19 protein-coding genes are annotated in these 26,294 nt (G+C 70.1%); 16 read left to right on the plus strand and 3 right to left on the minus strand.

Translation table 11 applies throughout. The features are described from left to right. Positions 1-1,642, minus strand: a 1,642-nt coding sequence (locus OV208_RS15475; RefSeq protein ID WP_267574845.1) for a glycosyltransferase family 4 protein, incomplete at its 3' end; no start/stop codon positions are given. 228 nt (positions 1,643-1,870) lie between these two features. Here OV208_RS15475 and OV208_RS15480 point away from each other — a divergent pair. The 4 genes from OV208_RS15480 (at position 1,871) to OV208_RS15495 (ending at position 8,097) form a co-directional block, all read left to right on the plus strand. After that, positions 1,871-4,270: a DUF4912 domain-containing protein gene (locus OV208_RS15480; protein WP_267574612.1), complete on the plus strand. Its 2,400-nt coding sequence runs from the start codon at positions 1,871-1,873 to the stop codon at positions 4,268-4,270. 26 nt (positions 4,271-4,296) lie between these two features. Beyond that, positions 4,297-5,886, plus strand: coding sequence for a glycoside hydrolase family 57 protein (locus OV208_RS15485; protein ID WP_267574613.1), 1,590 nt, complete (start codon positions 4,297-4,299; stop codon positions 5,884-5,886). A 102-nt stretch (positions 5,887-5,988) separates the two neighbouring features. After that, positions 5,989-7,488 carry a trypsin-like peptidase domain-containing protein gene (locus OV208_RS15490; protein ID WP_267574614.1) on the plus strand — a complete coding sequence of 500 codons (1,500 nt, stop codon included), beginning with the start codon at positions 5,989-5,991 and terminating at the stop codon, positions 7,486-7,488. A gap of 15 nt (positions 7,489-7,503) precedes the next feature. Beyond that, entirely contained in the window at positions 7,504-8,097 is a 594-nt protein-coding gene (locus OV208_RS15495) for an SGNH/GDSL hydrolase family protein (protein ID WP_267574615.1), read from the plus strand. A gap of 22 nt (positions 8,098-8,119) precedes the next feature. Here OV208_RS15495 and OV208_RS15500 read toward each other — a convergent pair whose 3' ends face one another. After that, entirely contained in the window at positions 8,120-10,045 is a 1,926-nt protein-coding gene (locus OV208_RS15500) for a diguanylate cyclase (RefSeq protein WP_267574616.1), read from the minus strand. A gap of 192 nt (positions 10,046-10,237) precedes the next feature. On the opposite strand from OV208_RS15500, the gene pgeF reads away from it, so the two are divergent. The 8 genes from pgeF (at position 10,238) to OV208_RS15540 (ending at position 19,165) form a co-directional block, all read left to right on the plus strand. Then, entirely contained in the window at positions 10,238-11,035 is a 798-nt protein-coding gene (pgeF, locus tag OV208_RS15505) for a peptidoglycan editing factor PgeF (RefSeq protein WP_267574617.1), read from the plus strand. A gap of 54 nt (positions 11,036-11,089) precedes the next feature. Further along, positions 11,090-11,926 (plus strand): tetratricopeptide repeat protein, encoded by an 837-nt coding sequence (locus OV208_RS15510; protein ID WP_267574618.1) that lies wholly within the window; start codon positions 11,090-11,092, stop codon positions 11,924-11,926. Positions 11,927-11,953: 27 nt separating this feature from the next. After that, a complete protein-coding gene (locus tag OV208_RS15515; RefSeq protein ID WP_267574619.1) occupies positions 11,954-13,177 on the plus strand; it encodes a LysM peptidoglycan-binding domain-containing protein in 1,224 nt (407 codons plus the stop codon). 146 nt (positions 13,178-13,323) lie between these two features. Next, positions 13,324-14,448, plus strand: coding sequence for a DNA-processing protein DprA (locus OV208_RS15520; RefSeq protein WP_267574620.1), 1,125 nt, complete (start codon positions 13,324-13,326; stop codon positions 14,446-14,448). 23 nt (positions 14,449-14,471) lie between these two features. Continuing rightward, positions 14,472-17,108, plus strand: a complete 2,637-nt coding sequence (gene topA, locus OV208_RS15525) for a type I DNA topoisomerase (protein ID WP_267574621.1) — start codon at positions 14,472-14,474, stop codon at positions 17,106-17,108. A 164-nt stretch (positions 17,109-17,272) separates the two neighbouring features. Beyond that, positions 17,273-18,025, plus strand: coding sequence for a MotA/TolQ/ExbB proton channel family protein (locus tag OV208_RS15530; protein ID WP_267574622.1), 753 nt, complete (start codon positions 17,273-17,275; stop codon positions 18,023-18,025). A gap of 25 nt (positions 18,026-18,050) precedes the next feature. Beyond that, positions 18,051-18,578, plus strand: coding sequence for an ExbD/TolR family protein (locus OV208_RS15535; RefSeq protein WP_267574623.1), 528 nt, complete (start codon positions 18,051-18,053; stop codon positions 18,576-18,578). A 2-nt stretch (positions 18,579-18,580) separates the two neighbouring features. After that, positions 18,581-19,165: an ExbD/TolR family protein gene (locus tag OV208_RS15540; RefSeq protein ID WP_267574624.1), complete on the plus strand. Its 585-nt coding sequence runs from the start codon at positions 18,581-18,583 to the stop codon at positions 19,163-19,165. A 69-nt stretch (positions 19,166-19,234) separates the two neighbouring features. On the opposite strand, the gene OV208_RS15545 is transcribed toward OV208_RS15540, so the two are convergent. Beyond that, positions 19,235-19,627, minus strand: a complete 393-nt coding sequence (locus OV208_RS15545) for a TraR/DksA family transcriptional regulator (RefSeq protein WP_120542347.1) — start codon at positions 19,625-19,627, stop codon at positions 19,235-19,237. 299 nt (positions 19,628-19,926) lie between these two features. On the opposite strand from OV208_RS15545, the gene trmFO reads away from it, so the two are divergent. From trmFO to OV208_RS15565, 4 genes are all read left to right on the plus strand, one after another. Continuing rightward, positions 19,927-21,312 (plus strand): methylenetetrahydrofolate--tRNA-(uracil(54)-C(5))-methyltransferase (FADH(2)-oxidizing) TrmFO, encoded by a 1,386-nt coding sequence (gene trmFO, locus OV208_RS15550; protein ID WP_120542346.1) that lies wholly within the window; start codon positions 19,927-19,929, stop codon positions 21,310-21,312. Then, positions 21,309-22,931, plus strand: coding sequence for a gliding motility protein (locus tag OV208_RS15555; RefSeq protein ID WP_267574625.1), 1,623 nt, complete (start codon positions 21,309-21,311; stop codon positions 22,929-22,931). Before trmFO ends, OV208_RS15555 begins: the two co-directional genes overlap by 4 nt. 116 nt (positions 22,932-23,047) lie before the next feature. Next, on the plus strand, positions 23,048-25,303 hold the full coding sequence (locus tag OV208_RS15560) for a kinesin (protein WP_267574626.1): 2,256 nt from the start codon (positions 23,048-23,050) through the stop codon (positions 25,301-25,303). Between the two features lie 63 nt (positions 25,304-25,366). Next, on the plus strand, positions 25,367-26,269 hold the full coding sequence (locus tag OV208_RS15565) for a tyrosine recombinase XerC (protein WP_267574627.1): 903 nt from the start codon (positions 25,367-25,369) through the stop codon (positions 26,267-26,269). The last annotated feature ends 25 nt before the right edge of the window (positions 26,270-26,294 follow it).

Below are 26,294 nucleotides of genomic sequence, written 5' to 3' on the forward strand. Positions count from 1 at the left end.
CGGTGTCGGCGGTGCCTGCGTCCCTGCCGGAGGTGTCCGGCTGCGCGTCCCGGGAGGGGAGCGCCCTGGCGGAGAAGCTCGTCAGCAGTTCTGTCGGAGGGCTCGGCTCACTCCGGTGACCGCCCAGGGGCTCCGGTTCTTCCTTCGCCGGTGCGGTCGGGAGGGTGGTCCTGGCGGTGTCGCTCCCGCTGTCCACCGATTCGGTCCGTGAAGGGGCTCGCGAAGGCTCCGGGGCCGGCGCGCGCTCACGCAGCGGCAGGCCCAGCACCATGGGCACCTCATCCGGCCGCATGTCGGGCTCGGTCTTCACGAGCCGCGTGTCCATCCCTTCGTCCAGGGCCATGCCCATCACCAGGGGCAGGTCCTCGGCGCCTTCCTTGGGTGCCGCCGGTTCCGGAGCCGCGGCCTCGGACGGAGCGGCTGGCGCGGCGGGCTTCGCGGCCGGCTTGGGCGCTGGCGCGGGCTTCGAGGCCTCCGGCATGCCCAGGCTCGCGAGCCGGTTGGTGGGCGTGCCCGTCATGGTGACGTCGGGCGGCTCGTTGGCGGCGCCCACCGGCAGGTTTCCGCGGTTCTTCAGGAGCGAATCATAGAGGTCCAGCAGCTGGCCCCGGATGAGGCCCGCGTCCAGCACCTTCTCCGCGTACTCGCGACCGGCCCGCCCCAGCGCCACGCGGCGGGGCACGTCGCGCGCCAGCTCCACGATGCGCTCGGCGAGCGCGCGGCTGTCCCCGGGTGGGAAGAAGACGGCCGCGTCCTGGGGGATGAGCTCGCGGGTGACGGGCAGGTCCGCGGCGATGACGGGCCGGCCGGAGGCCATGTATTCGGAGACCTTGGCCAGCGGTCCGCCCTGGACCCGGTTGCGCTCCGAGTCGTCCAGGGGCAGCACACCCACGTCCGCCAGGGCCAGCACCTTGAAGAGGTCGTCGTGGACGACGGGCGGCTGGAAGTCGACCTTCTCCTTGAGCCCCAGGTCCTTGACCAGGTCGTCCAGGTGGGGCTTCCAGTCCGGATGGTGCGCGCCCACGAGCGTCAGGCGCACGTCCACCTGCTGGGCGGCGAGCGCCGTGGCCCTCAGGAGGGTGGGCAGGCCCTGCCAGCCGACGTGGCTGCCCAGGTACATCATCCTCAGGGGCGTGCCATCCGGGGCGCCGAGCACCTCCGGGTCATAGGGCTTCAGGTCCACGGGCGCGCGCAGCATGCGCAGCTGGTCTTCCGCCGCGCCCAGCCCCTGGATGTACCCGCGCGTCGTCTGGGAGCCCGTGACGACGAGGTCCGCGTTCATCAGGCAGAAGAGCTCCTGCCGGCGGATCTTCGACAGGAAGCGGCGGTCCCCGTCCGTCTGGGGATGGGTGTAGCGCAGCTCCTGCGAGGGGAAGGTCTGCGCCTCATAGATGAGGCGGTAGCCGTAGTCCGCCTTCAGCTCGCAGAGCGCGTAGCCGCCGAAGGGGTCCGTGAAGTGGGCGAGGGCGTAGTCCTCGCTTTCCAGCTGCCGACGCACGGCCCGCTCGAAGGATTGGATGCGCGAGGCCAGGTCGCCGGAGCCTACCGGGACGCGAAGCAGCCGTGCGCCCTGGTACTTCTCGATGTGGGAGTGGTCGGGCGTCTTCGCCGACAGCACCACCACGGAGAAGCGGTCAGGCAACGCCTTCAGATACTCGGTCAGTCGGCGTGAGGAGCCAGACGGGCCGGGGATGACGTCGAAGCTGCACAGGAGAAGTCTGGGCAGGTCACTCAAGCGGTCGCAGGATACTTGGACATGGGGAAGGTGTCATCGGTCGTGACGGAAGAAGAACGGGGTCCGCAGACAAACACATCCCGTGACGGATGCGTTGACCCCCTGTATGCCGCGACATAACGAGGCGGGGTGTCCATGGATGAGCGGAAGGGCGTCACCTTGAGCTACCTGCGCGAGCTGGCCCGGAAATACCTCCGGGAGCGCTCCGGCGCGTCCCGAGGGCGTGAGTTCGTCGCCGCGCTGGCCGAGCGTGTTCCCGCCCTGGGGCGGCTCGCGCGCCTGGCAGGACTGAGCGTGTCCCAGCGCGGCTCCGGTGACGTGGGCGGTGAAGAGCGCAAGCTGGATTCCGGACCGCCGGATTCTGGTCCGGTGCAGGGCGCGAAGCCCGGGGCCGTTCCCCTGCCGCCTCCGGAGGTCGCTGACGCCGAAGGCGCACAGGCACGAGAACTTTTCTCGGAACCCATCACCGAGCCCAGTGGTGGGCCCCGGACGCGGCCGGCCCGGGTGGTGACGTTCCCTGGCCGTGGTGGCAAGTCGCGCCGGGACCCGGACGACGAGGACACGCTGCCCTCGTTCCCGGAGACGCCCACGCCGCGTCCTTCGAGCGCGCCGACGCAGGACGCCGCGCCCCCGGCCGCCGCCGGAGCGGGCTTTGCGCCCGTAAGCGAGCCCCCGCATGCCGCCGAGCCCCTGGTGGAGGGGTTCTTCGTGACGAAGGTCGCGGGGCAGGCCGAAGCGCGCCGCCATCATCTGTTGGAGGAGCAGGCGCCGCGCCTGCCCCCCGCGGACCCGACGCCCGAGCGGCAGGAGCACCTGGGCGAGCTGCCCCTGGACTACCAGGACGACGCGATGGTGCTGCTCGCGCGCGATCCGCACACGCTCTTCGTCCTCTGGGACTTCAGTGATGCCAGCCGGCAGCGGGCCCTGGATGAGCTGCCGTCGCCGCGCGCGGTGCTGAAGGTGTTCGACGGGGAGGGTGTGTCGCGCGAGGTGGACTTCGCGTTGGAGTCGCGCAGCTTCTACCTGCGGGAGATGGCCCCCGGCCGCACGTACCGGGTGGAGGCGCACTTCGTCGGCTCGGATGGTCGTTCGCGCCGCATCGGACATTCGTCGAACCGGGCGACGCTGCCGCCGGCGGGACCGTCCTCGGACACGTCCATCCGGTTCCTGCACATGCCGCCCCCGCCCGTCGTGAACCGCGCGCGTGAGCAGGCCGTGCCGGTGGTGGCCCCGCGTGCCGCGGAGCCGCAGGAGCGCGAGTACGTGACGTGGCGCCGGGTGACGCTGCCGGGCAGCGCGGGCGTGCGCGACGTGCCGGAGGTGCACCGCGAGCGGGCCCCGGGCGCTTCGGATCAGCGCTATGGGGAGGCGCCCTACCTTGAGAATGTTCCCCGGGCGCCGGGGGCTTCGGACCAGCGGTATGCGCGTGGGGCGGAGGCGACGCCCGGTGAGGGCCTACCCCTGGCGCCTCCGCGTGCCCCGGGTGCTTCGGATCAGCGCTACCTGTCGGTGGATCGCGCGCCGGGCGCTTCGGATCAGCGCTACGGGCAGACGCTGCTTCCGGGCGGTGTGTCGGAGTATCGCTACCTGGAGGTTTCTTCCCGCGCCGCCGGAGCTTCGGAACAGCGCTACGTGGAAGGTGCTGGAGGGCAGGGCGCGTCGGGGCAGAAGTACATCGACGTGCCGCGAGCCCCCGGGGCTTCGGACCAGCGCTACCTCACGGTGTCGCCGGGGCCCGGGGCTTCGGATCAGCAGTACCTGACGGTGCCTCGTGCGGCGGGTGCATCGGATCAGCGGTATCTGGCCATGGATCGGGTGCCGGGTGCTTCGGATCAGCGGTACCTGACGGTGCCTCGTGCCGCTGGCGCATCGGAGCAACGCTACCTGGGCACGGAGGGCGCTTCGGGTCCGCAGTACCTGACGGTGCCTCGCGCGGCCGGGGCTTCGGATGCGCGCTATCTGGAGGACTCGCGCGCACCGGCGGGCCCGCCCGCGGCGCAGGGGCCTGCTGCTCCGCTTCCCGTGAATGGCCGAGGCGTGGGGAATGGCTCGCGCGCGCCTGCGACGCCGGTCGCCGCGAAGCGGCCCGCGGACTCCTCCGCGTCGGACTCCCGTGCTCCAGGGGCGGTGGCTCCTGCGTCCTCGCGAGCCTCGGAGGCCGGGGCTCCCAGCGAGCCGTGGTCCTTGAGCGTGGCGCGCGGTCTGACCGCGTCCGAACAGCGAGCCCTCGACAAGGCGAGAGAAGCTGCCGAGGCGTCGCGGGAGGCCCCTCCGGCTCCCGCGCCTTCGGGTAACCCTGCTTCGACGGATGCGACGCCCGTGGCCTCGAAGGCCCCTGCCGCTCCTGTGGTGCCGAGCGCTCCATCCGCAAAGGCCACCACGCCCCGGACGGAAGCCGCACCCGCTCAACCCTCGGCGCCCTCGAAGCCCGCCCCTCCGGAGCCGCTCGGGAAGGGCTCGCCGGAGCCTTCGTCTCCGGACTCCAAGTCCTCCACCTCCAAGTCCCGGCGCGCTTCGCGCCGTGGACGTTCGTGAACCCGCACGGCCTCTTCGACTGACCTATGAGCCTGGGCTCCCTCGCGCTGGTCCTCCACGCACATCTCCCCTTCGTCCGTCACCCCGAGCACGAGGACTTCCTCGAGGAGGACTGGCTCTACGAAGCCATCTCCGAGACGTACCTGCCGCTGCTGCGCGTGTTCGACGCGCTGGTCGAGGATCGCGTCCCCTTCCGGGTGACGATGACGCTCTCGCCCACGCTCGTCACGATGCTCAACGACGACCTGCTGCGCGAGCGCTACGCCCGGCGTCTGGACCTGCTCTGCGAGCTGGGCGCCCGCGAGGTGCACCGCACCCGTCACGACGCCACGTTCCATCCGCTGGCCGTCTTCCACCGCGACCACTTCGACTCGCTGCGCCTCGCGTACAACAACCACTACCGGCGCGACCTGGTCGGCGCGTTCCGCAGGCTCCAGGACGCAGGCCACCTGGAGATCCTCACCTGCAACGCCACCCACGGCTTCCTGCCGCTGATGCAGCAGACGCCCGAGGCCGTGCGCGCCCAGGTGACGGTGGCGGCGAACCACTACCGGCAGAACTTCGGCCGTGACCCCGCGGGCATCTGGCTGGCCGAGTGCGGCTACTACCCGGGCCTGGAGCGCATCCTCTCCGCCGAGCGCATCCGCTATTTCTTCGTCGACACGCACGCGCTCACGGACGCCACCCCCCGCCCGCTGCACGGCCCCTACGCCCCCATCTTCACCGAGCCGGGCGTCGCCGCCTTCGCGCGCGACCCGGAGAGCAGCCAGCAGGTGTGGAGCACCGAGCACGGCTACCCGGGCGACCCCGTGTACCGCGAGTTCTACCGGGACATCGGCTGGGACCTGGACCAGGACTACATCCGGCCCTTCATCCAGCCCACCGGCGACCGGAAGAACACCGGCTTCAAGTACTTCCGCATCACCGGCAAGACGAACGACAAGCAGCCCTATGATCCGGCCGCGGCCCGCGAGCGCGCGGCCGTGCACGCCGGCAACTTCCTCTTCAACCGCGAGCGGCAGTTCGAATACCTCGCCTCGCGCATGGGCGGCCGCAAGCCCGTGGTCGTCGCGCCCTACGACGCGGAGCTGTTCGGTCACTGGTGGTTCGAAGGCCCCCACTTCATCGAAGCACTCATCCGTCAGGCCGCGCGCGAGCCCCGGAAGTTCGACCTCATCAGCCCTCTGGACGACCTGCGCGCGCACCCGGAGAACCAGGTGGCCACGCCGCCCCTGTCGTCCTGGGGCGCGGGCGGGTACGCGAACATGTGGCTGGATGGGAGCAACGACTGGATCTACCGGCACCTGGACCACTGCGCGAAGCAGATGGTGGCGCTGGCTCGGGACTTCCCCGACGCCTCGTCCTTGCCGCGCCGGGCGCTGAACCAGGCCGCGCGCGAGCTGCTGCTGGCGCAGTCCTCCGACTGGGCCTTCATCATGAAGACCGGCACCATGGTGGACTACGCCGTGCGCCGGACGAAGGAGCACCTGCAGCGCTTCCTGCGCCTGCACGACCAGGTGCGCGCGGGAACCGTCGATGAAGCGTGGCTGTCCCATGTGGAGGGCCGCGACAACCTGTTTCCAGAACTGGACTACCGGGTGTACCGGCCCGGTTGAGCGCTTCGGGAACAGGCGGGCTGGCCGGGAGTTAACCTCCCGCGAGCGGACGATGTCGTTCCGGTTGCGGGGACTCGTTTCCGCTTTAGCTTGAAGGAATCCATGACCCACACGCTCCTTCCGTTCCGTCGCAAGCTCGTGACCGCCGTGTTGGTGCTGGCGTCGCCCACACTCGCCCTGGCGCAGGCTCCGGCGCCCAAGCCCGCCGCTCCGCGGACGCAGCCGGCGGTCACCGGGCAGGCCGGCAACCTCCAACCCGCCACGCGCGAGGCCCAGTCGCTGGCCTCGCTGGCCCCGCTGGTGGACTCGGTGAAGTCCGCCGTCGTGAACGTGGATGTGCAGGCCCGTCCCGAAATGCCGGAGGGCATGGAGGACAACCCGCTCTTCGACCGCTTCTTCGGCGGAAACGGTGGGCGGGGTGGCGGCCGCAGTGAGCGGGAGCAGGTCCGCCAGGGCGCCGGGTCCGGCTTCATCATCGACCCCAAGGGTCTGGTGCTCACCAACAACCACGTCATCGCGGACGCGGTCACCATCACCATCCGCCTGGACGACGGCCGTTCGTTCACCGGCGAGGTGGTGGGGCGCGACCCGCTCACCGACGTGGCCGTGGTGAAGATCAAGGAGAAGGTGGATCAGCTGCCCACCGTGAAGCTGGGCGACTCGGACGCGGTGCGCGTGGGCGACTGGGTGCTGGCCATTGGCAACCCGTTCGGCCTCGCGTCCAGCGTCAGCGTGGGCATCCTGTCCGCGCGGGCCCGGGAGATTGGCGCCAGCGCGTACGACGACTTCCTCCAGACGGACGCGGCCATCAACCCTGGCAACTCCGGCGGCCCGCTGTTCAACATGAAGGGCGAGGTGGTGGGCATCAACACCGCCATCGTCGGCGGCGGCACGGGCATCGGCTTCTCCGTGCCCAGCAACCTCATCAAGGCGCTCCTGCCGCAGTTGGAGAAGAGCGGCTCCGTCACGCGCGGCTGGCTGGGCGTGGGCATCCAGCCCCTCACGCGCGACTTGGCGCAGGCGCTGAAGCTGCCAGTGAACGAGGGCGCCATCCTCACGCAGATCAACCCCGGCTCCCCCGCGGCGAAGGCGGGGCTCAAGGCGGACGACGTGGTCGTCGCCGTGGACGGGCAGAAGGTCCGCTCCGACAGCGAGCTCACCCGCACGGTGGCGCTCAAGAAGCCCAACAGCGTCACCACGCTCAGCCTCTACCGCGACGGCAAGGCCCAGGACGTGAAGGTGACCATGGGCACCCGGCCGGACCTGGAGGGCCTGTCCAAGAAGAAGCCCGAGGCCGCCGAGGAGCAGGACACCTCGCGCCGCGTGGGCGTGTCCCTGCAGGACCTGGATGCGCGCACCGCGTCCCAGGCGGGCTTCACCGAACGCTCCGGGGCGCTCATCACCGACGTCCTCCCCGGCTCGCCCGCGGACCGCGCGCAGCTGTCCCCGGGCATGTTGGTGGTGGAGGCGAACCGCAAGCCCATCGCGAGCGCGAAGGAGCTGGCTGCGGTCATCCGCGCCGCGCCCGCGGGCGGCACCCTGCTGCTGCGCGTGGCCGGTCCCGGCGGCGGGCGGCTCCTGCGCGCGTTGAAGATGCCCTGAGGCGAGCGAGCGGCGATGAGCGTCAACTACGTCTCGCTGGGTGACAGCACGGCGGTGGGGGTGGGGGCGGCGCAGGGCGGGGGATATCCCGACCGGCTCGCCTCCCGCCTCCGACAGGGTGGCCTGCCGGTGGGCCACACCAACCTGGGGCAGAGCGGCGCGCGCGTGCGCGACGTCGTCACCCACGCCCTCAAGCGCGTCGTCGCGTTGCAGCCCACGCTCATCACCCTGGGCGTGGGCACCAACGACCTCTGGCGCGGCACCGAGGTGGCGGAGTACCAGGACGACCTGGACCGCATCGCCCGGCGCCTGAAGCAGACCGGCGCGTCCATGGTGGTGGTGAACCTGGCCGACATGGCGCTCGCGCCCATCGCGAAGCTGGTGCCGAGCGCGCTGTACGAAGGGCGCATCGAGCCGTTCAACGAAGCCATCGCCACGGTGGCCCGCGCGCACGGCCTGCACCTGGTGGACCTGTACACGGCCAGCCGCGAGATGATCCCCCGGCGCTCTGACTTCTTCTCCCCGGACGGCTTCCACCCGTCCGCGGTGGGCTACGAAGAGTGGGCGGACCTGATGCTGCCCGTGGTGCGCACGCTCGTGCAGCGCTGAGTCCCGCGCACCGTTTCCCGCTTCACGCCTTGGCGATGCCCGAGGGGGCAGGGGGCGTCGTCGGAGCGTCCGAGGGCGGGGCGTTGATGCTGCGCTCGCGGCCGGGGTGCATCTCCATGCCCGCTTCGAAACACGTCACGCGGTTGCGGCCCGTGCGCTTGCTGCAATAGAGCGCCGAGTCCGCGCAATCCACCAGCGTCTCCTGCGAGTTCGCGTCCGTGGGGAAGTGCGCGACGCCAATGGACACCGTGACGTGGTTGCCCGGCAGGCCCGGCCGGCCCAGCGCTCCGGAATCCGCCACCGCGCGGCGCAGCGTCTCCGCGACCTCGAACGCCGTCGCCTTGGAGACCTGCGGCAGCAGCAGCACGAACTCCTCGCCGCCATAGCGCCCCAGCGTGTCCACCTTGCGCGCGCGGGTGCGCAGCACGTCGGAGACCCGGCGCAGCGTCTCATCACCGGCCCGGTGTCCGGCCAGGTCGTTGAGCCGCTTGAAGTGGTCCACGTCCACCATCAGGAGCGCCAGCGGCACGCCGAAGCGCTGGGCGCGCGCCAGCTCCAGGTCCAACCGCTGGAAGAGGTGGCGCCGGTTGGGCACGCCCGTGAGCGCGTCCGTCAGCGTGAGCTTCACCGTCTCCGCGTGCAGGCGCGCGTTCGTCACCGCAGTGGCCGCCTGATCCGCCACCGCGGTGAAGAGCTCGATCTCCTCCGCGGAGAAGCACGCCGTCTCCGGCCGCTGGAAGTTGATGACGCCCAGGAGCGTCTCCGCGTGCACCATGGGCACCGCGAGCAGCGAGCCCTGCTCCGAACCGCCGCGCAGGCCGCGCCGGGCGAAGATGCTGGTGCTGTCGGTGAGGTCCGGCAGGTACACCGCCTTGCGCGTCTGGGCGGCCCGGCCACACGCGCCCTCGCCCACGGCGAAGGTGTGGCCCTCCAGGCCCCGGCCCTTCGGCCACGCGTGCTTCACCTCCAGCATGCCGTCCTCGTTGAGGAGCATGATGGAGAAGTCGGGGATGTGCAGGCGCTCCACCACCATGCGGGTGATGCGCGACAGGAGCTCGTCCAGCTCCAGCGTGGTGTTGAGCGAGCGCGCCACGTCGAAGAGCAGCGACAGCTCCAGCAGGCGCTCCTCCAGTTCGTCCTTGAGCGCCAGCTTCTCCTTCACCAGCTCCAGGTCGCGGTGCGTGTCGATCTCCTCCACCTTCATGGAGGTGAGCCGCGCGAGCATCTGGTTGAAGGCCGCGCCCAGCCGCGAAATCTCATCCGTGCCCCGGGCGTCCGCGCGCACCAGCAGGTCTCCGGACTCCGCGCGCCCCATGACCTCGCTCAGCCGCTTGAGCGGACGCGTGAGGACGAAGCGCAGGCTCAGCCACGTGACGAGCGCCAGGATGCCCACGAAGAGCACCATCGCCCCCAGCGCGTCGCCGAACATCGTCTGCAACTGGCGGTGCAGCGCGGGCTCGCCCAGGCGCACCTGCAACGCGCCCATGCGCTGCGCGGCCTCGCCGGTGTGACAGCCGGAGCACTCGGGGCCGCCAAGGGGCCGCACCACCTCCGTGCCGTGGTCGATGGTGCGCGCCGCCTCCTGCCCCGTCGCCGACAGCCGCGCGGCCTCCGGATGCGGGTGGCCCTGTTCGGCTGGACGCCGGCTCCACCGGATGCGCCCGTCCGGCGTCAGCACCCGCAGGTCCTCCACGGAGCGGAACAGCCGCGTGTCCGACGCCAGCACCTCCGCCACCGCGCCGTGCGGAGCCGCGCCCGGCGCCTGCGGCAGGGTGAACGTGGACGCCACGAACTCCGCCAGCGCCAGGGCTTCCAGGTGCGTGCCTTCGCGCACGGCCTGCCGCGTCTCGCGCGAGAAGTGCCACACGCCCAGCAACGCCACCACCAACCCTGGCAGGCCAATGCTCCAGAGGAGCTTCCTGCCAATCGTCTCGGAACCCAGGGCCATGTGCGGAACGCAGTGTCTCCGAAGCCCGCGCGTTCTGTGCAGCGGGAAGGAGTGTCCAGAAATTGTCAGGGGGGTGACACGCCCTGTCAAACGTACTCACGTGGAAATATTGAAGCTGGACTGCTGTTAGCAGCGAGTTCCTGTTTTCAGGGGCTGCGCCCATCATGGGGCGGAAGGCCCGAGGAAAGCCCCATGTCGTCCACGTCCGCGCCTGCATTCCTCACGTCCGCGCTGTTGCCGGTGCCGCACGGCTTCGCCACGCGCGAGGGTGGGGTGTCGGAAGGGCCCTACGCGTCGCTGAACCTGGGGTTCTCCGTGGGCGACGAGCGCTCCCGCGTGGAGGAGAACCACCGGCGGCTGGCCCGGGCGGTGGGCGCGAAGCTGGGCGCGCTGGGCCGGGTGTCGCAGGTGCACGGCGACCGGGTGCTGGAGGTGAAGGGCGAAGCCGAAGACGTGCTGCGCCCGACGCTGGGTGAAGCGGACGCGCTGTGGACCGAAGGGGAGGGCAGCTGGGTGGCGGTGGGCACCGCGGACTGCGTGCCGGTGCTGCTGGTGGATCCGCGGGGGCGCCGGGTGGCGGCGGTGCACTCGGGCTGGAAGGGCACGGACCTGGAGATCAGCGCGCGCACGGTGGAGGCGCTGGTGGCGAAGGGTTCGCGGCCGGAGCACCTGCTGGCGGCGGTGGGCCCCTGCATCCAGGCGTGCTGCTACGAGGTGTCGGCGGAATTGGGGGAGCGCTTCCGGGCGCGCTTCGGTCCGGAGGTGGTGCGCGAAGGCGTGAAGCCCCACCTGGATCTTCCCCGGGCGGTGAGGGGCTCGCTGCTCAAGGCGGGCCTGAAGCCGGAACACGTGGACGTGCTACAGGCCTGTACGGCGTGTGAGCGCGAGCGGTTCTTCTCCCACCGCCGGGACGCGGGGCTCACGGGCCGGCACCTCAATTTCGTGCTACACCAGTTCGAGCGTCCCGTTCCAGACCGGCCGTTTTCTTGACGGTCTCCGACCGGCCTTCCTATCCTCGACGCGGAATCTCCTCCGTCCAGGCTCGTGCCGGTGCGCTCCTTCTTCTTCCGCCTGTTTGCTGTCGTGGCGCTGTGCGCGCCGACTGGTTGCGCCACCACCGCCGCTTCCCAGACGGAAGTGGGGCGGCTGGAGGCGGAGCTGCGCACGCTGCGCGTCACCCAGGCGAAGCTGGTGGAGCGCCTGGAGCGGCTGGAGAACCGTGACGCCGTCGCCCGCGCCCGCGCCGCGTCCACGCCGGCGACGCCTGCTCCGGCGCCCGCGAAGAAGCCCGACGCGCCCCCCGCCGACGAAGGCCTGGGGCTGCCCCCGTCGGAGCTTGCGGTGGTGCGGCTCAAGCCGAAGAAGGAACCGGCCCCGCGCATCGCCACGGCGGTCGCGGTGTCGGAGCCGGATCCGGACCAGATGGAGATGTTCATCAGCCCGGCGGACGGTTCGTCGGGGACCGCGTCTCCGGGCCGGGTGGAGGTGCCGGACAAGGATCCGGCCATCCTCGAAGCCGAGTACGAGCACGCCGTGGCGCTCCTGCGCACCGGCAACGTGGACGGGGGCGTGGAGCAGCTCACGCGCTTCGCGGAGGAGAACCCCCGCCACCCCCGCGCGGACAACGCGCTGTACTTCACCGGCCTGGGGCAGATGGGCCTCCATGACACGGCCAGCGCCGCGAAGACGTTCGAACGCCTCATCAAGACCTACCCCGCTGGGGATGCCATCCTGGACGGCATGCTCCGGCTCGCGGAGTGCCGGGTGCGGCTGAATCAGGCCGTGGATGCCAGGGCCCTCTATACTCGCGTCGTCACCCAGTTCCCGGGGACGGCCGCCGCCACGCAGGCGGAGCAGCGGCTCGCCGCGCTCTCGCCGTAAGACCTTTTCGTGAAAGGACGTCGTCCGATGCGCTCCCGGATCCTCGCCTCCCTGCTCGTGCCCCTCGCCATCTCGCCGGCGTGGACGGCCCATGCCCAGCAGCAGGACGCGCAAGAGGAGGAACCGCAGCCGGCCAGCAGTGAGACGGAAGGCCAGGACATCTCCGACGAAGCCCCGGAGCGCCCCACCTCCGTCACGCTGCCCCCAGGTGCCGCCCAGGGCCGCGAAAGCGCCCCCGGTCAGGTGCACACGGTGGAGGGCGGCGACACGCTGTGGGATTTGTCCCAGCGCTACCTGGGCAGCCCCTGGTACTGGCCCAAGGTCTGGTCCTACAACCCGCAGATCGCCAACCCGCACTGGATCTACCCGGGCAACAACGTGAAGTTCTTCCCCGGCGGCGAGGAAGTGCCGTCGCGCGTGGAGGCGGGTGACCTTCCCTCCGACGACGTGGTGGCGCCCCAGGACGTGAGCGGCGCCAGCCTGGTGTCGGTGGTGGGGAAGATCGGCTACGACGTGTCCGCGTCCCGGCCGGTGACGACCAAGGGCTTCGTGACGTCGCGCGAGCTGGACGAGGCGGGCCGCATCGAAGGCTCCCCCTCCGAGGCGCTGATGCTGTCGACTCCGGAGCGGGTCTACCTGCGCTTCAAGAAGAAGGGCGCCGCCAAGGTGGGGGATCGCTACGTCATCTTCCACACCGTGGAGCCGGTGAAGCATCCGGTCACGGGCGCCAAGGCGGGCTTCCTCACGGAGCTGCTGGGCACGGTCCAGGTGACCGCCATCAACGACGAGATGGTGACCGCCCGCATCATGGAGACCTGGGACCCCATCGAGCGCGGCAACTACGTGGGCCCCTCCAGCGAGCGGCTGTCGGAGCGCGTGGCGCCCAAGCCGAACTCCAAGGAGATCCCCGGCTACGTGCTGACGCCGATGACGCCGGGCCAGACCGTGATGGGCGAGCACCACTACATCGTCGTGGACCGCGGCACCGCGGACGGCGTGCAGGTCGGCAACACCTTCACCATCGAGCGCAAGGGCGACCCGAGCCTCGACGTGCTCAGCCGCGTCGACTCGAAGCCGGGCGAGATCAAGAAGGGCCAGCGCGTCTACCCGTGGGAGGCCGTGGCCCAGTGCATGGTCACCGAAGTGCGTGAGCGCACCTCCAACTGCATCCTGACCCGCTCGCTGGTGGAGATCTCCGCGGGCGACCGCGCCACCATGCGCAAGTCCGGGACCCCCACCGCCAGCCGCTAGGCGCGGGCTTCTGAACGGCAGGAAAGCTGCATTCCGGCCCGCCCTGGAGGGGCGGGCCGCTTGACCACCGATGTTCCGGTGTTATGTGTCACGCCCCTCCCGGGCCCACCTCCTCTATATAGGTGGGAAACAGGCGGGGGACGGGCATGACAGAGACCGACACGGGCACACCCACCGGAGAACACCGCGCCTGCCTGGCGCTCTGGGCCATCCCTGGCCTGGGGCCCCGGACGTTGGACGCGGTGCGTGCGTTCGCCGGGGGGCAGTTGTCCCGCCTCGCGTCCGCCCCGGTTCGGGACTGGGTGTCCGACGTTCCGGTGCCCGCACCCGTCCGGCAGCGCCTGGCCGCCGTCGCTTCGCTGGACGACCTGGCCTCGCGGGTGGAGTCCGCCTGTGACGCCGCGGGCATCCGGGTGGCCTTCGCGAGCGCGCCAGCCCATCCCGGCCGACTGGTGGGGCTGGAGGACGCGCCGCCGCTCCTGTTCTACCTGGGTGAGCCTGGACCTCCCCGGCGGAGGCTGGCGATGGTGGGCAGCCGCCACCCCGACCAGGGCTTCCTGCCGTTCGCGCGCACCTTCGCCCGGCAGGTGGCGGAGGCCGGCGTGGGGGTGGTGTCGGGCGCGGCGGAGGGCGTGGACCGGGCCTGCCACTGGGGCGCCCTGGACGCGGCAGGGGAAACGTGGGCCTTCCTGGGGTCGGCGTTGGACCAGTTGGATCCCGCCCAGGCCCGCCTGCTGCCCCACTTCCTGGCTCGGGGCGGGGTGTTCTTCAGCGAACTGCCGCCCGGTGTCCGGGCGAGCACGACGACCTTCCCCCGGCGCAACCGACTCATCGCTGGGGCGTCGGATGCGGTGCTGGTGATGCGGGCCGGGCTGGAATCCGGGAGCCTGTACACGGCGGACGCGGCACGGACGCAGGGCCGTCCGGTGTTCGCCCTGCCCGGGGATGTCTGGCAGCCGGCGGCGGCGGGTTGCAACGCCCTGCTGGCGGACGGGCGGGCCCGGGCGTGCACGTCCGCTGAAGCGATCTGCGCGGTGGTGGGCGTTCATCCCGGCCGGGCGGTGCCCCCGGGGCGTGAAGGAGGTTGGTGGGAGGCGCTGTCCGTGGAAGCGCGCGGGGCTTATGGGCTGTTGGACAGGGTTCCCCGGTCTTTCGACGAGGTGCTCGCCCAGAGTCCGCTGTCCCCCGCCGCGCTCACGAGCGCCCTGGTGGAGTTGGAATTGTCGGGGCTGGTGGTCCAGCACCCGGGTAAACGGTACGAGAAGGTTTGAAGGTAGTCCGAGGTAGGAGAGCCATGGCCACGCGGAAGAAGACACAGGCGGCGCAGACGGAAGCGGCGGCGGAGGAGACGGCCAAGAAGGCGCCCGCGAAGAAGAAGACGGCGGCCAAGAAGGCGCCCGCCAAGAAGGCGCCCGCGAAGAAGAAGGCGGCGGCGAAGAAGGTGTCGGCCAAGAAGACGGCGGCCCGTCGCCGTGGCGCGGACGGCGAGGACCTGCCCACCGTGGACGCGGATGCCGACGCGGAAGAGGAAGTCCCTGAGCGCCGTGGCAAGGGCCCGCACTACCTGGTGGTGGTGGAGTCTCCCGCCAAGGCCAAGACGATCAAGAAGTACCTGGGCTCTGGCTACACGGTGAAGGCGTCCGTGGGGCACGTGAAGGATCTGCCCAAGAGCAAGATTGGCGTCGACGTGGATGACGACTTCAAGCCCGAGTACACGGTCATCAAGGGCAAGGAGAAGGTCCTCAACGAGCTGAAGAAGACGGCCAGGACGGTGGACCGCGTGTTCCTCGCGACGGACCCCGACCGCGAGGGCGAGGCCATCGCCTGGCACATCAAGGAGGAACTGGCCCACCCGGACTCCCTCCGGGTGACCTTCAACGAGATCACCAAGAAGGCGGTGCAGGAAGCCATCGCCAACCCGCGCGAGCTCAACCAGGACAACTACGACTCGCAGCAGACCCGGCGCATCCTGGACCGGCTCGTCGGCTATCAAATCTCGCCGCTGCTCTGGAAGAAGATCCGCCGGGGCCTGTCCGCCGGCCGCGTGCAGTCCGTCGCCGTGCGCCTCATCGTGGAGCGCGAGACGGAGATCAAGGCCTTCACGCCCGAGGAGTACTGGACGCTGGACGCGCTGGTGCAGGGCCCCCAGGGGCCTCCGCCCTTCAAGGCGAAGCTGTCCCGAGTGGACGGCAAGAAGGTGGAACTCAAGGACCGCGCCACCACGGACGGGCTGGTCGCGGAGCTGAAGGACGCGTCCTTCACCGTCACCAAGGTGGACCGCAAGGAGCGCCGCCGCAACGCGCCCGCGCCGTTCATCACCTCCAAGCTCCAGCAGGAGGCCGCCAACCGTCTGCACTTCACCGCCAAGAAGACGATGACGCTGGCGCAGAAGCTGTACGAAGGCGTGCCCCTGGGTGAGGAGGGCCAGACGGCGCTCATCACGTACATGCGTACGGACTCCACGCGTCTGTCGGACGACGCCGTCACGCAGGTGCGGGAGTTCATTGGCCAGAAGTACGGCGCGGACTACCTGCCGCCGGAGCCCATGGTCTACAAGAGCCGCAAGAGCGCCCAGGACGCGCACGAGGCCATCCGGCCCACGTCCCTGGAGTACCCGCCCGAGCGCGTGCGTCCCTTCTTCGACGCGATGGACGAGTCGGACATGTTCCGCCTCTACGAACTCATCTGGAACCGCTTCGTCGCGTGCCAGATGAAACCCGCCGTGTACGACCAGACGGCCGCGGACATCACCGCGGGCCGCGCCACCTTCCGCGCGTCCGGCAGCACGCTGAAGTTCCCGGGCTACCTGGGCGTGTACGGCGCCGGGCTCACGCCGGAAGAGGAGTCCGAGCGCGACAAGGCCAAGGCCGCCGGTGAAGACGGCGCCGAGGACGTGGTGGGCGAACTGCCGCCCCTCAACGAGGGCGAAGTCCTGGCCCTGCACAAGCTGCTCAACGAGCAGCACTTCACCCAGCCGCCCCCGCGCTTCAGCGAGGCCACGCTGGTGAAGGAGCTGGAAGAGCGCGGCATCGGGCGTCCGTCCACGTACGCGGCCATCCTCTCCAACATCCAGGACAAGAAGTACGTGGAGAAGCTGGAGAGCCGCTTCCGGCCCACGGACCTGGGACAGATGACCAACGAGCTGTTGGTGAAGCACTTCCCCCATGAGCTGGACGTGTCGTTCACGGCCAGCATGGAGGAGAAGCTCGATCAGATCTCCGACGGCGGCGCCAGTTGGAAGACCGTCCTCCACGACTTCTACGGGCCCTTCAAGGAGACCCTGGAGAAGGCCGAAGCGGAGATGCGCGACGTCAAGCGCGAGGAGATCAAGACCGACATCGCCTGCGAGAAGTGCGGCAACCCGTTCGTCATCAAGTTCGGGAAGATGGGCCACTTCCTCGCCTGCTCGAACTACCCCGACTGCAAGAACACCAAGGACTTCAAGCGGGACGCCGAGGGGAAGATCGTCATCGTGGAGGAGGAGACCACGGACGAGAAGTGCGAGAAGTGCGCCAAGCCGATGGTCATCAAGCGCGGCCGGTTCGGACGCTTCATGGCGTGCTCGGGCTACCCGGACTGCAAGACGTCCAAGCCCATCTCCATCGGGGTGAACTGCCCGGAGTGCAAGGTGGGCTACCTCACCGAACGCCGCAGTGGCCGGGGGAAGATCTTCTTCGGCTGCAACCGGTATCCGGAGTGCAAGTTCGCCGCGTGGGACCGGCCGCTCGCGGAGGCGTGCCCTCAGTGCGCGTCGCCGTACCTGCTGCAGAAGTACTCCAAGCGGGACGGCGCCTACATCTCCTGCCCGAACAAGGAATGCGACTACCGCCGCGAGGTGGTGGAGCAGGGTGGCCTGGGCGCTCCGGGAGAGGTCGCCGTGGGGGCTGCCGCCGAGGCACCGGTCGCTCCCCCGCCTTCTTCGGCGGCCTGAGCGGAAAGCTGAGTCATTCCAGGGGGCTGGCTTCAGCCCCCTGGCTTGACACCCTCTCGGGCGAAGTCCTACAAGTCCGGATTGCTCCCGGCCCGTGATCGCAAGCCTCCTGCCCGTTCGCGGCAGGGGTGCGCGCGGGGGGCAGCGAAAGGACGCACTCCGCGATGAATCCCTCCGTGAACGCGTTGTTGAGCATGGTGTTGGCCGAGGCGGCTCCCGCGGCTGGCCACGCTTCGTCGGGAGGCCTGGTGGATTTCGTCTTCACCGCGTTCGACGCCGGCGGCCACTTCATGCTGGTGAACCTGTTCTGGCTGCTCGCCTCGCTGGCGGTCATCGGGGAGCGCGCGGTGACGCTGCTGTACCGCTACCGGCTCAACGCGAGCGCGTTCATCGAACAGGTCCACAAGATGGTGCGCAGCGGCAACCTGGACCGCGCGGTGAAGTTCTGCGGCATGGCGCCGCGCTCGCCGCTGGCCCGCGTCATCCGCGCGGGGCTCATCAACGCGAACCGTGGTGAGCTGGAAGTGGCCAAGGCCGTGGAGGAGGCGCTGGCCGAGTACACGCCGCACGTGACGCGCCGGGTGCAGTGGCTGTGGTCGCTCGCGAACATCGCGACGCTGGTGGGGCTCGTCGGCACCATCGTGGGCCTCATCGGCACCTTCCGCGCGCTCGGCAACGTGCCGGCGGAGCAGAAGCAGGCGCTGCTCTCCAACGGCATCTCGGAGGCCATGTACAACACGGGCTTCGGGCTCTCCATCGCCGTCATCTGCATCGTGGCGCACCTGTTCTTCCACACGTACGCGAAGAACATGGTGGAGTCGGTGGAGTTGAACGCGCTGAAGCTGGAGAACCTGCTGTCGCGGCGCGGCTCGCTGGAAGTCGTCCCGGCGGATTCCGACGTCCGGGCGGCGTCGTAGTCCCCGCTGGCTTCCGGAGCCACGCATGGCGTTCTACTACTCCCGCCGCAAGCTGAAGCCGAGGGAAGAGGAAGAGGGGGGCGAGCTGAACATCGTCCCGTACCTCGACATCCTCATGAACCTCATCATCTTCATGCTGCTGTCCATCACAGGCCTCACGGCCTTTGGCGCGCTCAACGTGTCCGCGCCCACGTATGGCGGCGCCTCCGCCAGCGGGGGCCAGGCGGATCCGGACGCGCCCAAGCTGATGCTCCAGGTGCTCATCTCCGAGAAGGGCCTCTACGTCCGGGGCAACGGCAAGGAGGCCGCGGCGCCGGAGGGGGATGCGCCCACGTTGCCGGTGCTCGCGGGTGGCACCTATGACTACGCGGCGCTCAATGAGCGGCTGGTGAAGATCAAGGCGGAGTTCCCCCAGGAGACGAAGGTCATCGTGGCGGCGGATCCGAACGTCCCCTACGAGGCCCTCATCCACACGATGGACGCCCTGCGCGAGACGGCGGGCCCCACCGAGCGCAAGCTGCTCTTCCCCGACGTCACCCTGAGCACCCTGTAGCCATGTCCGAAACCGCGCCTCCGACCGCCGCCGAAGCCGAACAGCTCGCGCGCATGCGCTACCGCCGGGCTCTCGCGCGCAAGAAGCGCAAGGAGCGCGAGGCCGCGTCGGAAGTGAAGGAGCTCAACATCACCGCGATGATGGACATGATGACCATCATCCTGGTGTTCCTCCTGAGGTCCTTCGCGTCGTCCTCCGCGGCCGTCACCGCGTCCGAGGACGTCCGTCCGCCGGTGTCCTCCACGCGCGCGACGCCCAAGGACACGGTGGCCATCACCATCACCCCCAAGAACATCCTGGTGGGGGACCGCGAGGTGGTGCGGCTGAAGGACGGACGCATCCCGGAGTCGCAGTTCCCCGAGGGCAACAATCGGCTGGTGCTGGGGCTGGATGAGCAGCTGAAGAAGGAAGTGAAGAAGCTCAAGTTCATCGCCGAGCGCAACCCGGCGGCGCCGTTCAGCCACGAGCTGTCCGTCATCGCGGACAAGGCCGTGCCGTACGACCTGCTCGTCACCGTGCTCTACACGGCGGGCCAGAACGAGCTGGAGAACTACCGCTTCATCGTGCTCCAGCGCGACGCCAACTAGGCGCCCAGTCGCCGGACACACGACTCCCCCGCGCGGGATGGACGCACGGGGGAGCGCCTGACGGCTTCGCTAGAGGGACAGGCTGCCCGTGTGGCGCGCGGCGTCGCGCGTCTCCTGCTCATGCAGGGCGGCATCTTCCTCGCAGCGGATGGCGAAGGGCATGGCCTCCAGGCGGTCCATGGAGATTTCGTTCCCGCAGTCCACGCACTCGCCGAACACGTCCGTGTCCATGCGGCGCAGCGCGGCGTCAATGAGCATGATCTCCCGGCGCTGGGCTTCGATGAGGGTGGAGAGCGTGTAGTCCGCCAGCTCCGCCTGCGCCTGTTCCTCGTACTCGGGATCGCGCTCCTGATCCTTCAGCGCCATCAACTCCCGGCGAGCGCCCGCCTGGGCCTCCTCGGTCGTCTTGCGGCGTTTCTGCAGCAGTTCGCGGATCCCCAACAAGTCCTTGGCTCGGCTCATGGCGGCGTCACTCCCATCCCGGTTCACGGTTGAACGGCGCTCGCGGTCGGCGGTGTCATCCCGGCGCGAAGACCGCGAGAAACCTAGGGTTGGATCCCAGGTGGGGAAACCTCGCCTTCCTTCCGGCACGCATGGTGGGAAGCAGGGCAGGCGGGCAGCCGTGGGCAGGCCGGGAAGTGGAAAGAGAACGCGGGGTTGCCGCGCTGCTTTCGCGGCTGGGAAAGGGCGCGACCTTCCTGCTAACAGGGACGCCCGGGGTGCCCTGGAGTGCCAGACGCCCCCGGTGCGCAGGAGGTTGCATGTCGGACGTGAAGCAGCGGGTGACGGTGATTGGCGGGGGCCTGGCGGGCACCGAGTGCGCGTACCAGCTCGCGCGGCGTGGCGTGCCAGTGGTGCTGCGCGAGATGAAGCCGCACAAGCGCTCCCCCGCGCACAAGTCGGACACGCTCGCGGAGCTGGTGTGCAGCAACTCCTTGCGTTCGGACAACCCGGAGAGCGCCATTGGCCTCCTGCACGCGGAGCTGCGCGCGCTGGGCTCGCTGGTGCTGGGCAGCGCGGACCTGCACCGCGTGCCCGCTGGTGACGCGCTGGCGGTGGAGCGCGAGGGCTTCTCCCGCGAAATCACCACCCGGCTCCAGTCCGGCGTGGGCGTGGAGATTGTTGGCGGCGAGGTGGAGCGCATCCCGGACGAGGGCGTGGTGGTGGTGGCGACCGGGCCGCTGACGTCGGATGCGCTCACGGCGGAGCTGGAGCGCCACGTGGGCACGAAGCTCTACTTCTACGACTCCATCGCGCCCATCCTGTCCGGGGACTCGATCGACATGGAGGTGGCGTTCCGCCAGAGCCGCTACGGCAAGGGCGGCGGGGACGACTACCTGAACCTGCCGATGACGCGCGACGAGTACTACCGCTTCGTCAACGAGGTGAAGGCGGGCCAGAAGCTGGTGCCGCACAGCTTCGAGGAACCGAAATACTTCGAAGGGTGTCTGCCCATCGAGGTGATGGCGGAGCGCGGAGACGACACGCTGTCCTTCGGGCCGCTCAAGCCGGTGGGGCTGAAGGACCCGCGCACGGGGAAGGACCCCTACGCGGTGGTGCAGTTGCGCATGGAGGACAAGGCGGGCACGGCGTGGAACATGGTGGGCTTCCAGACGCGCCTGACGTGGGGCGAGCAGAAGCGCATCTTCATGTCCTGCATCCCGGGCCTGCAGAACGCGGAGTTCCTGCGGATGGGGCAGATCCACCGCAACACGTTCATCGACTCGCCGCGCCTCCTGGCGGAGGACCTGTCGCTGAAGACGGAGCGGCGGGTGTTCTTCGCGGGGCAGGTGACGGGGGTGGAGGGGTACGTGGAGAGCGCGGCGTGCGGCTACCTGGTGGCGCTGGCGGTGCATGCGCGCCTCACCGGCACGGCGTTCGTTCCGCCGCCGGCGACGACGGCGCTGGGGTCGCTGTACCGGCACGTCACGGGGGAAGCGCACCCGCCGGATCATCCGCACCAGCCCACCAACGTCATCTACGGCCTGTTCCCGCCGCTGTCCGGGCGGATGAAGAAGGCGGACAAGCGCGCGGCCTACTCGGCGCGGGCGAAGCAGGACCTGGCGGCCTGGCTGCCCCACGCGGGCGTCGTGGAAGCGGGCGCGGCCCAAGCAACGGACCCGACGCAAGAACAGAGGAGCGCATGAAGCGACCTGGGATGTGGGGCCTCGTGGCCCTGCTGACGGTGGTGGGGTGCAGCAAGAAGAGCGACGACGGCGCCGCTCCGTCTCAGCGCAGCGCCGCCAAGGACGACACGGTCCGCAGCGCGGCGAAGGGCGCGGCGTTGGTGGGCGGGCAGGGGCAGCAACTGGCCGCGGGCCGCGCGGCGGACCTTCGCCTGTCCCCGGACGGGCAGTTCGCCACGTACCTGCTCAACGGACAGAAGCCCCGGCTGGACGGCATCCCGCCCCAGATGCTGGTGGGCGCGCTGTACGTGGTGCCGGTGGCGGGCGGCAAGCCGCGCGAGCTGGGCAACGGTGTGACGAACGTCCCCGGCAGCCTGCTGTTCTCCGCGGACTCCCGGCACCTCTTGTACGTGACGGGCTACAACCCGGCCTCGCAATCCGGTGAGCTGCACGCGCTGGCCGTGACGGACGCGGCGGCGCAGCCGGTGACGTTGGGCACGGCGGTGAGCTACCTGCTGCCCTCGCCCGACGGCGTCAGCGTGGCGTTCGTGGACGCGGGCGTGCTGAAGCTGGGCCCGCTGCCCGCGGGGCCTTTCGAGGACGTGGCGGCGGAGGTGAGCACCGCGCAGTTCACGTCGGACGGCAAGACGCTGCTCTTCAAGCGCCGGTTGTCGGCCGCGAGCGGCCTGGCGGCGGTGACGGTGGGGTCCAAGGAGCCGCCGCGCAAGCTGGCGGATCAGGTGGGCGACTACCAGGTGTCTCCGGACGGCAAGCGCGTGGCGTACCAGGTGCGCAGCGAGTCCGTGCGCAGCATGTATGATCTGTACCTCGCGGAGGTGCCGGCGCTGAAGGGCCAGCGGCTCGCGGTGGGCTCGAAGGTGTTCGGCTTCTCTCCGGACGGCCAGTGGCTGGCGCGCACGGAGAACGGCAAGCCGGAGCTGCTGGGCGACCTGTACGTGGGGCCTGCCTCCGGTGGGCCGGGGCGCAAGGTGGGCGAAGCGGTGGAGGAGATGGCGTTCGCGCCGGACTCCAAGGCCGTGGGCTTCCTGGAGAAGTACGACCAGCCGTCGCGCGCGGGGGCGATGACCGTGGCGTCGCTGCCGGACGGCGCTCCGAAGCGCGTGGGGGACCGGGTGCCCAACTTCGTGTGGGGTTCGGACAGCCGCTACGTGGCGTTCCTGTCGCGCTTCGTGAAGCCGGTGTTCTCCGTGGACCTGATGCTGTACGCGCTGGGCCAGGAGAAGGCGGAGAAGGTGCAGCCGGGTGTGTTCGGCTACGGCTTCACGCCGAACAACGGCGCGGTGGTGTTCCGCACCAACTGCATCCGCAACGGTCGCGCGTGCGACTTCAAGGCGCTGGAGCTGGGTGAGAAGCAGGCCGAGGCGAAGACGTGGATGCAGGGCATCTTCAGCTACAAGATCTCCAACGATGGGGCCCGCATCCTCGCGACGTACGCGCGCATGGACTCGGACACCTATGACGTCGCTGTCTATGACGTGAAGTCGGGGGCGCGGAAGACGCTCGACCAGGGCGTGCAGGTGCCCACGTACTTCGGGGGCAAGGACGACGCTCGCGCCGTCTACATCATCGGGCAGGGGCAGAACCCTGGCGTGTACAGCGCCATCGCGTCACCGCAGTAATCGGCAGTAGCCGTTGACCCGGGGGTGGAGGGCGGCCTCGCCTTCCGCCCCTTCGGGGCCGGCCGGTGCTGTTGAGGCGTGCACAGTCGGGGCGGGTGTGGTGTCTTGCCCGCCGAATGGCACAACTCGTCTATCGGCGCTACGGCGGCTCCCTCCAGGTCGACATCCCCGACTTCCACACGCTCACCGAGGCGGTGCGGATTCCCGCGACGCAGTGGATGGCGCTCGCGTGTCCGCTGGAGGGCATCGCGTGCGACCCGCGCTTCCTCACGCTGATGGACGCGGACGGCAACGGCCGCATCCGGGTGGAGGAGCTGCGCGCCGCGGTGGACTGGACGGCGGCGCGGCTGAAGGACGCGAAGGGCGCGGACGCGGGCAGCGACGTGCTGGATCTGTCGGCGCTCTCCGACACCGCGAACAACCTGCGCGGCGCGGCGGAGCTGGTGCTGCGCACGCTGCACGCGCCAGACGCCACGCGCCTGTCCCTGGAGCAGCTTCGCACCAGCGACAAGGCGCTGCGCGACGCGGGTTCCAATGGCGACGGCATCATCGCGCCCACGTCGCTGCCGGAGCGGCTGCGGCCCCTGGCGCAGGCCATCATCGCGGCCTTCCCGGCGGTGACGAACCGCGCGGGGCTGGTGGGCGTGGACGCGGCGCTGGTGAAGCGCTTCCGCGAGGAGCGGACGGCGCTGCTCGCGCACCTGTCCGGACGGGACGCGGTGTTCACCTGGGGCACGGCGAGCCTGGAGCAGGCGAAGCGCATCCACGACGTGGCGCCGCTCCTGGACGGCTACTTCGTGCAGTGCCGGCTCGTCGCCGCGCAGCCGGAGGCCGCCGCCAGCCTGCGCCTGCGCGCGGAGCGGGTGGAAGGTGCGTTGGGGGACGTAGGCGCCATGGGGAAGGCCGCGGGCGAGCTGCCCATCGCGTTGCCGGATCCGTCGGGCGTGCTCGTGTGGGCGCGGCTGTACCGGGGCCCCGGCTACGAGCGGCTTGAGGCCTTCCACCAGGAGGTGGCGACGCCGCTCCTGGGCGACGGTGTGAAGCTGACGGACACCGCGTGGAAGGAGCTGTCCGCGAAGGCGGAGGCCATCCTCGCGTGGCAGTCGAAGCGGGACACGCACGCGCTGCACGCGGTGGCGGACACGCTCTCCACGGTGTCGGACGAGGAGCTGGACGCGCTGGAGGCGGCGAGCCGCGAGGACCTTTCGCTCAAGGGCACGCTGGACGTCATCGCGGAGCTGGAGCGGCTGGTGTTGTACCAGCGCTGGCTCCTGGTGTTCGCCAACAACTTCATCAGCATGCCCAGCCTGTACCTGCCCAAGCGGCGGGGGCTGATGGAGCGGGGCACGCTCATCCTGGCCGGGCGCAAGTACACGCTGTCGGTGCTGGTGAAGGACCGGGCGGGGCACTCGGCGCTGACGGGGCAGGGCACCACGTGCATCCTCTACGTGAAGGTGCTGCCCAAGGACGGCGCGGAGGGCTACGAGGTCGCGGTGCCCGTCACGGCTGGCCGCAGCACGGAGCTCGTCGTGGGCAAGCGCGGCGTGTTCTACGACGTGGACGGCGTGGAGAGTGACGCCATCGTCACGCAGGTGGTCCGCCAGCCGGTGTCGCTGTGGGAGTCCATGACGATGCCGTTCATGCGCATCGGCGCGTTCATCTCCGGCAAGGTGGAGAAGCTGGCGGCGTCGGGCGAGAAGGACTTCGATTCGACGCTGGAGCACGGCTACACGCAGACGGTGACGGCGCCCCCGGCCGGTGCGGCTCCCGTGGCGGCTCCGGCGGCTCCCGCGGCGGGAGGACTCGCTGGAGTGCTCGCGGCGGGTGGCATCGCGTTCGCGGCGCTGGGTTCGTCGCTGGCGTTCATCCTCACGCAGGTCAAGTCGCTGACGCTGGTGGACGTCATCACCGCGGCGACCATCCTGGCCATCGTGGTGATGGCGCCCGCGGGCCTGCTCGGGTGGATGAAGCTGCGGCGGCGCAACCTGGCGCTGCTCTTGGAAGGCTCCGGCTGGGCGCTCAACGACCGGCTGATGCTCACCCGGGGAGTGGCGACGCTCATCACCCGCCGTCCGAAGCTGCCGAAGAACGCGCGCGTGGACCGCTCCGACCTGGTGCGCGGGGCGCTGCGCCACACGCAGGACGACGACGAGAGCGACGGCATGTCCCTGGGGGCCCGCATCGGGCTGACGCTGCTCGTGCTGTTCATCCTGCTGTGGCAGGTGCGCGTGTCCATCACGGAGTGGATGTGCACGCATCAGTGGCTGTCCGAAGACAGTTGCCGGGTGTTCCTGCCCAAGCTGGTGCCCTCTGAACTGCCGGGGGCGCCGGCGGTGGTCCCCGCCGCTCCGGCCCCGGTGCCCGCGAAGTAGGTCGTGCTCGCGCGCCGTCGTGAATCTTGCGAGGCTCGGGGAGGCCCCTAGGCTTCCCCGACCATGTCGACCCTGTCTCCGCTCCTCGAGAAGTTCCGCGCCCACCTGGAAGACGAGAAGGACGCGTCACCGCACACGGTGCGCAACTACCTCATCGACCTGGTGGACTATGAGCGCTACCTCGTGGAGCGGATGAAGACGTCGCTCCTGGCCGGCACGCACGCGGCCATCCGGGGCTACCTGGGCACGCTCAGCGTGGACCACGCCCCCGCCAGCCGCGCGCGGCGGCTGGCGAGCATCAAGTCGTTCTACAAGTACCTGGTGCGGCAGAAGCTCCTGTCCGCCAGTCCCGCGAAGCTGGTGAAGAGCCCCAAGCTGCCCAAGACGCTGCCCAAGGTGCTGCCGGTGGAGGAGGTGTTCGCCATCCTCGACATTCCGGACGTGAACACGGTGCTGGGGCTTCGCGACAAGGCGATTCTGGAGATGCTCTACGGCGGCGGCCTGCGCATCAGCGAGCTGTGCGGCCTGTCGCTGCTGGGCGTGGACCGCAGCAGCCGCATCGTCCGGGTGATGGGCAAGGGCAGCAAGGAGCGCCTCATCCCGCTCAACGCGAAGTCCATCCGCGCGCTGGAGGCGTACCTCGCGAGGCGCGGCGAGCTGCTGGCCACGGTGCACGCGGGGCAGGATCCGGACGCGCTGTTCCTCAACTTCCGGGGCGGCCGGTTGACGCCCCGGAGCATCGCGCGGCACCTGGATGCGTACGTGCTCCAGCTCGCGCTGGCGCGCAAGGTGAGCCCGCACGCGATGCGCCACTCGTTCGCCACGCACCTGCTGGGCGGCGGCGCGGACATCCGCAGCATCCAGGAGCTGCTGGGTCACGCGAGCCTGTCCACCACGCAGAAGTACACCCACGTGACCTTCGAACAGTTGCAGGAAGTCTACGACGCCGCGCACCCTCGCGCGTGACGAACCGTGGGGATGCCCTCACGTG

This window comes from Corallococcus sp. bb12-1, assembly GCF_026626765.1.
In the GTDB taxonomy this organism is placed as follows: domain Bacteria; phylum Myxococcota; class Myxococcia; order Myxococcales; family Myxococcaceae; genus Corallococcus; species Corallococcus terminator.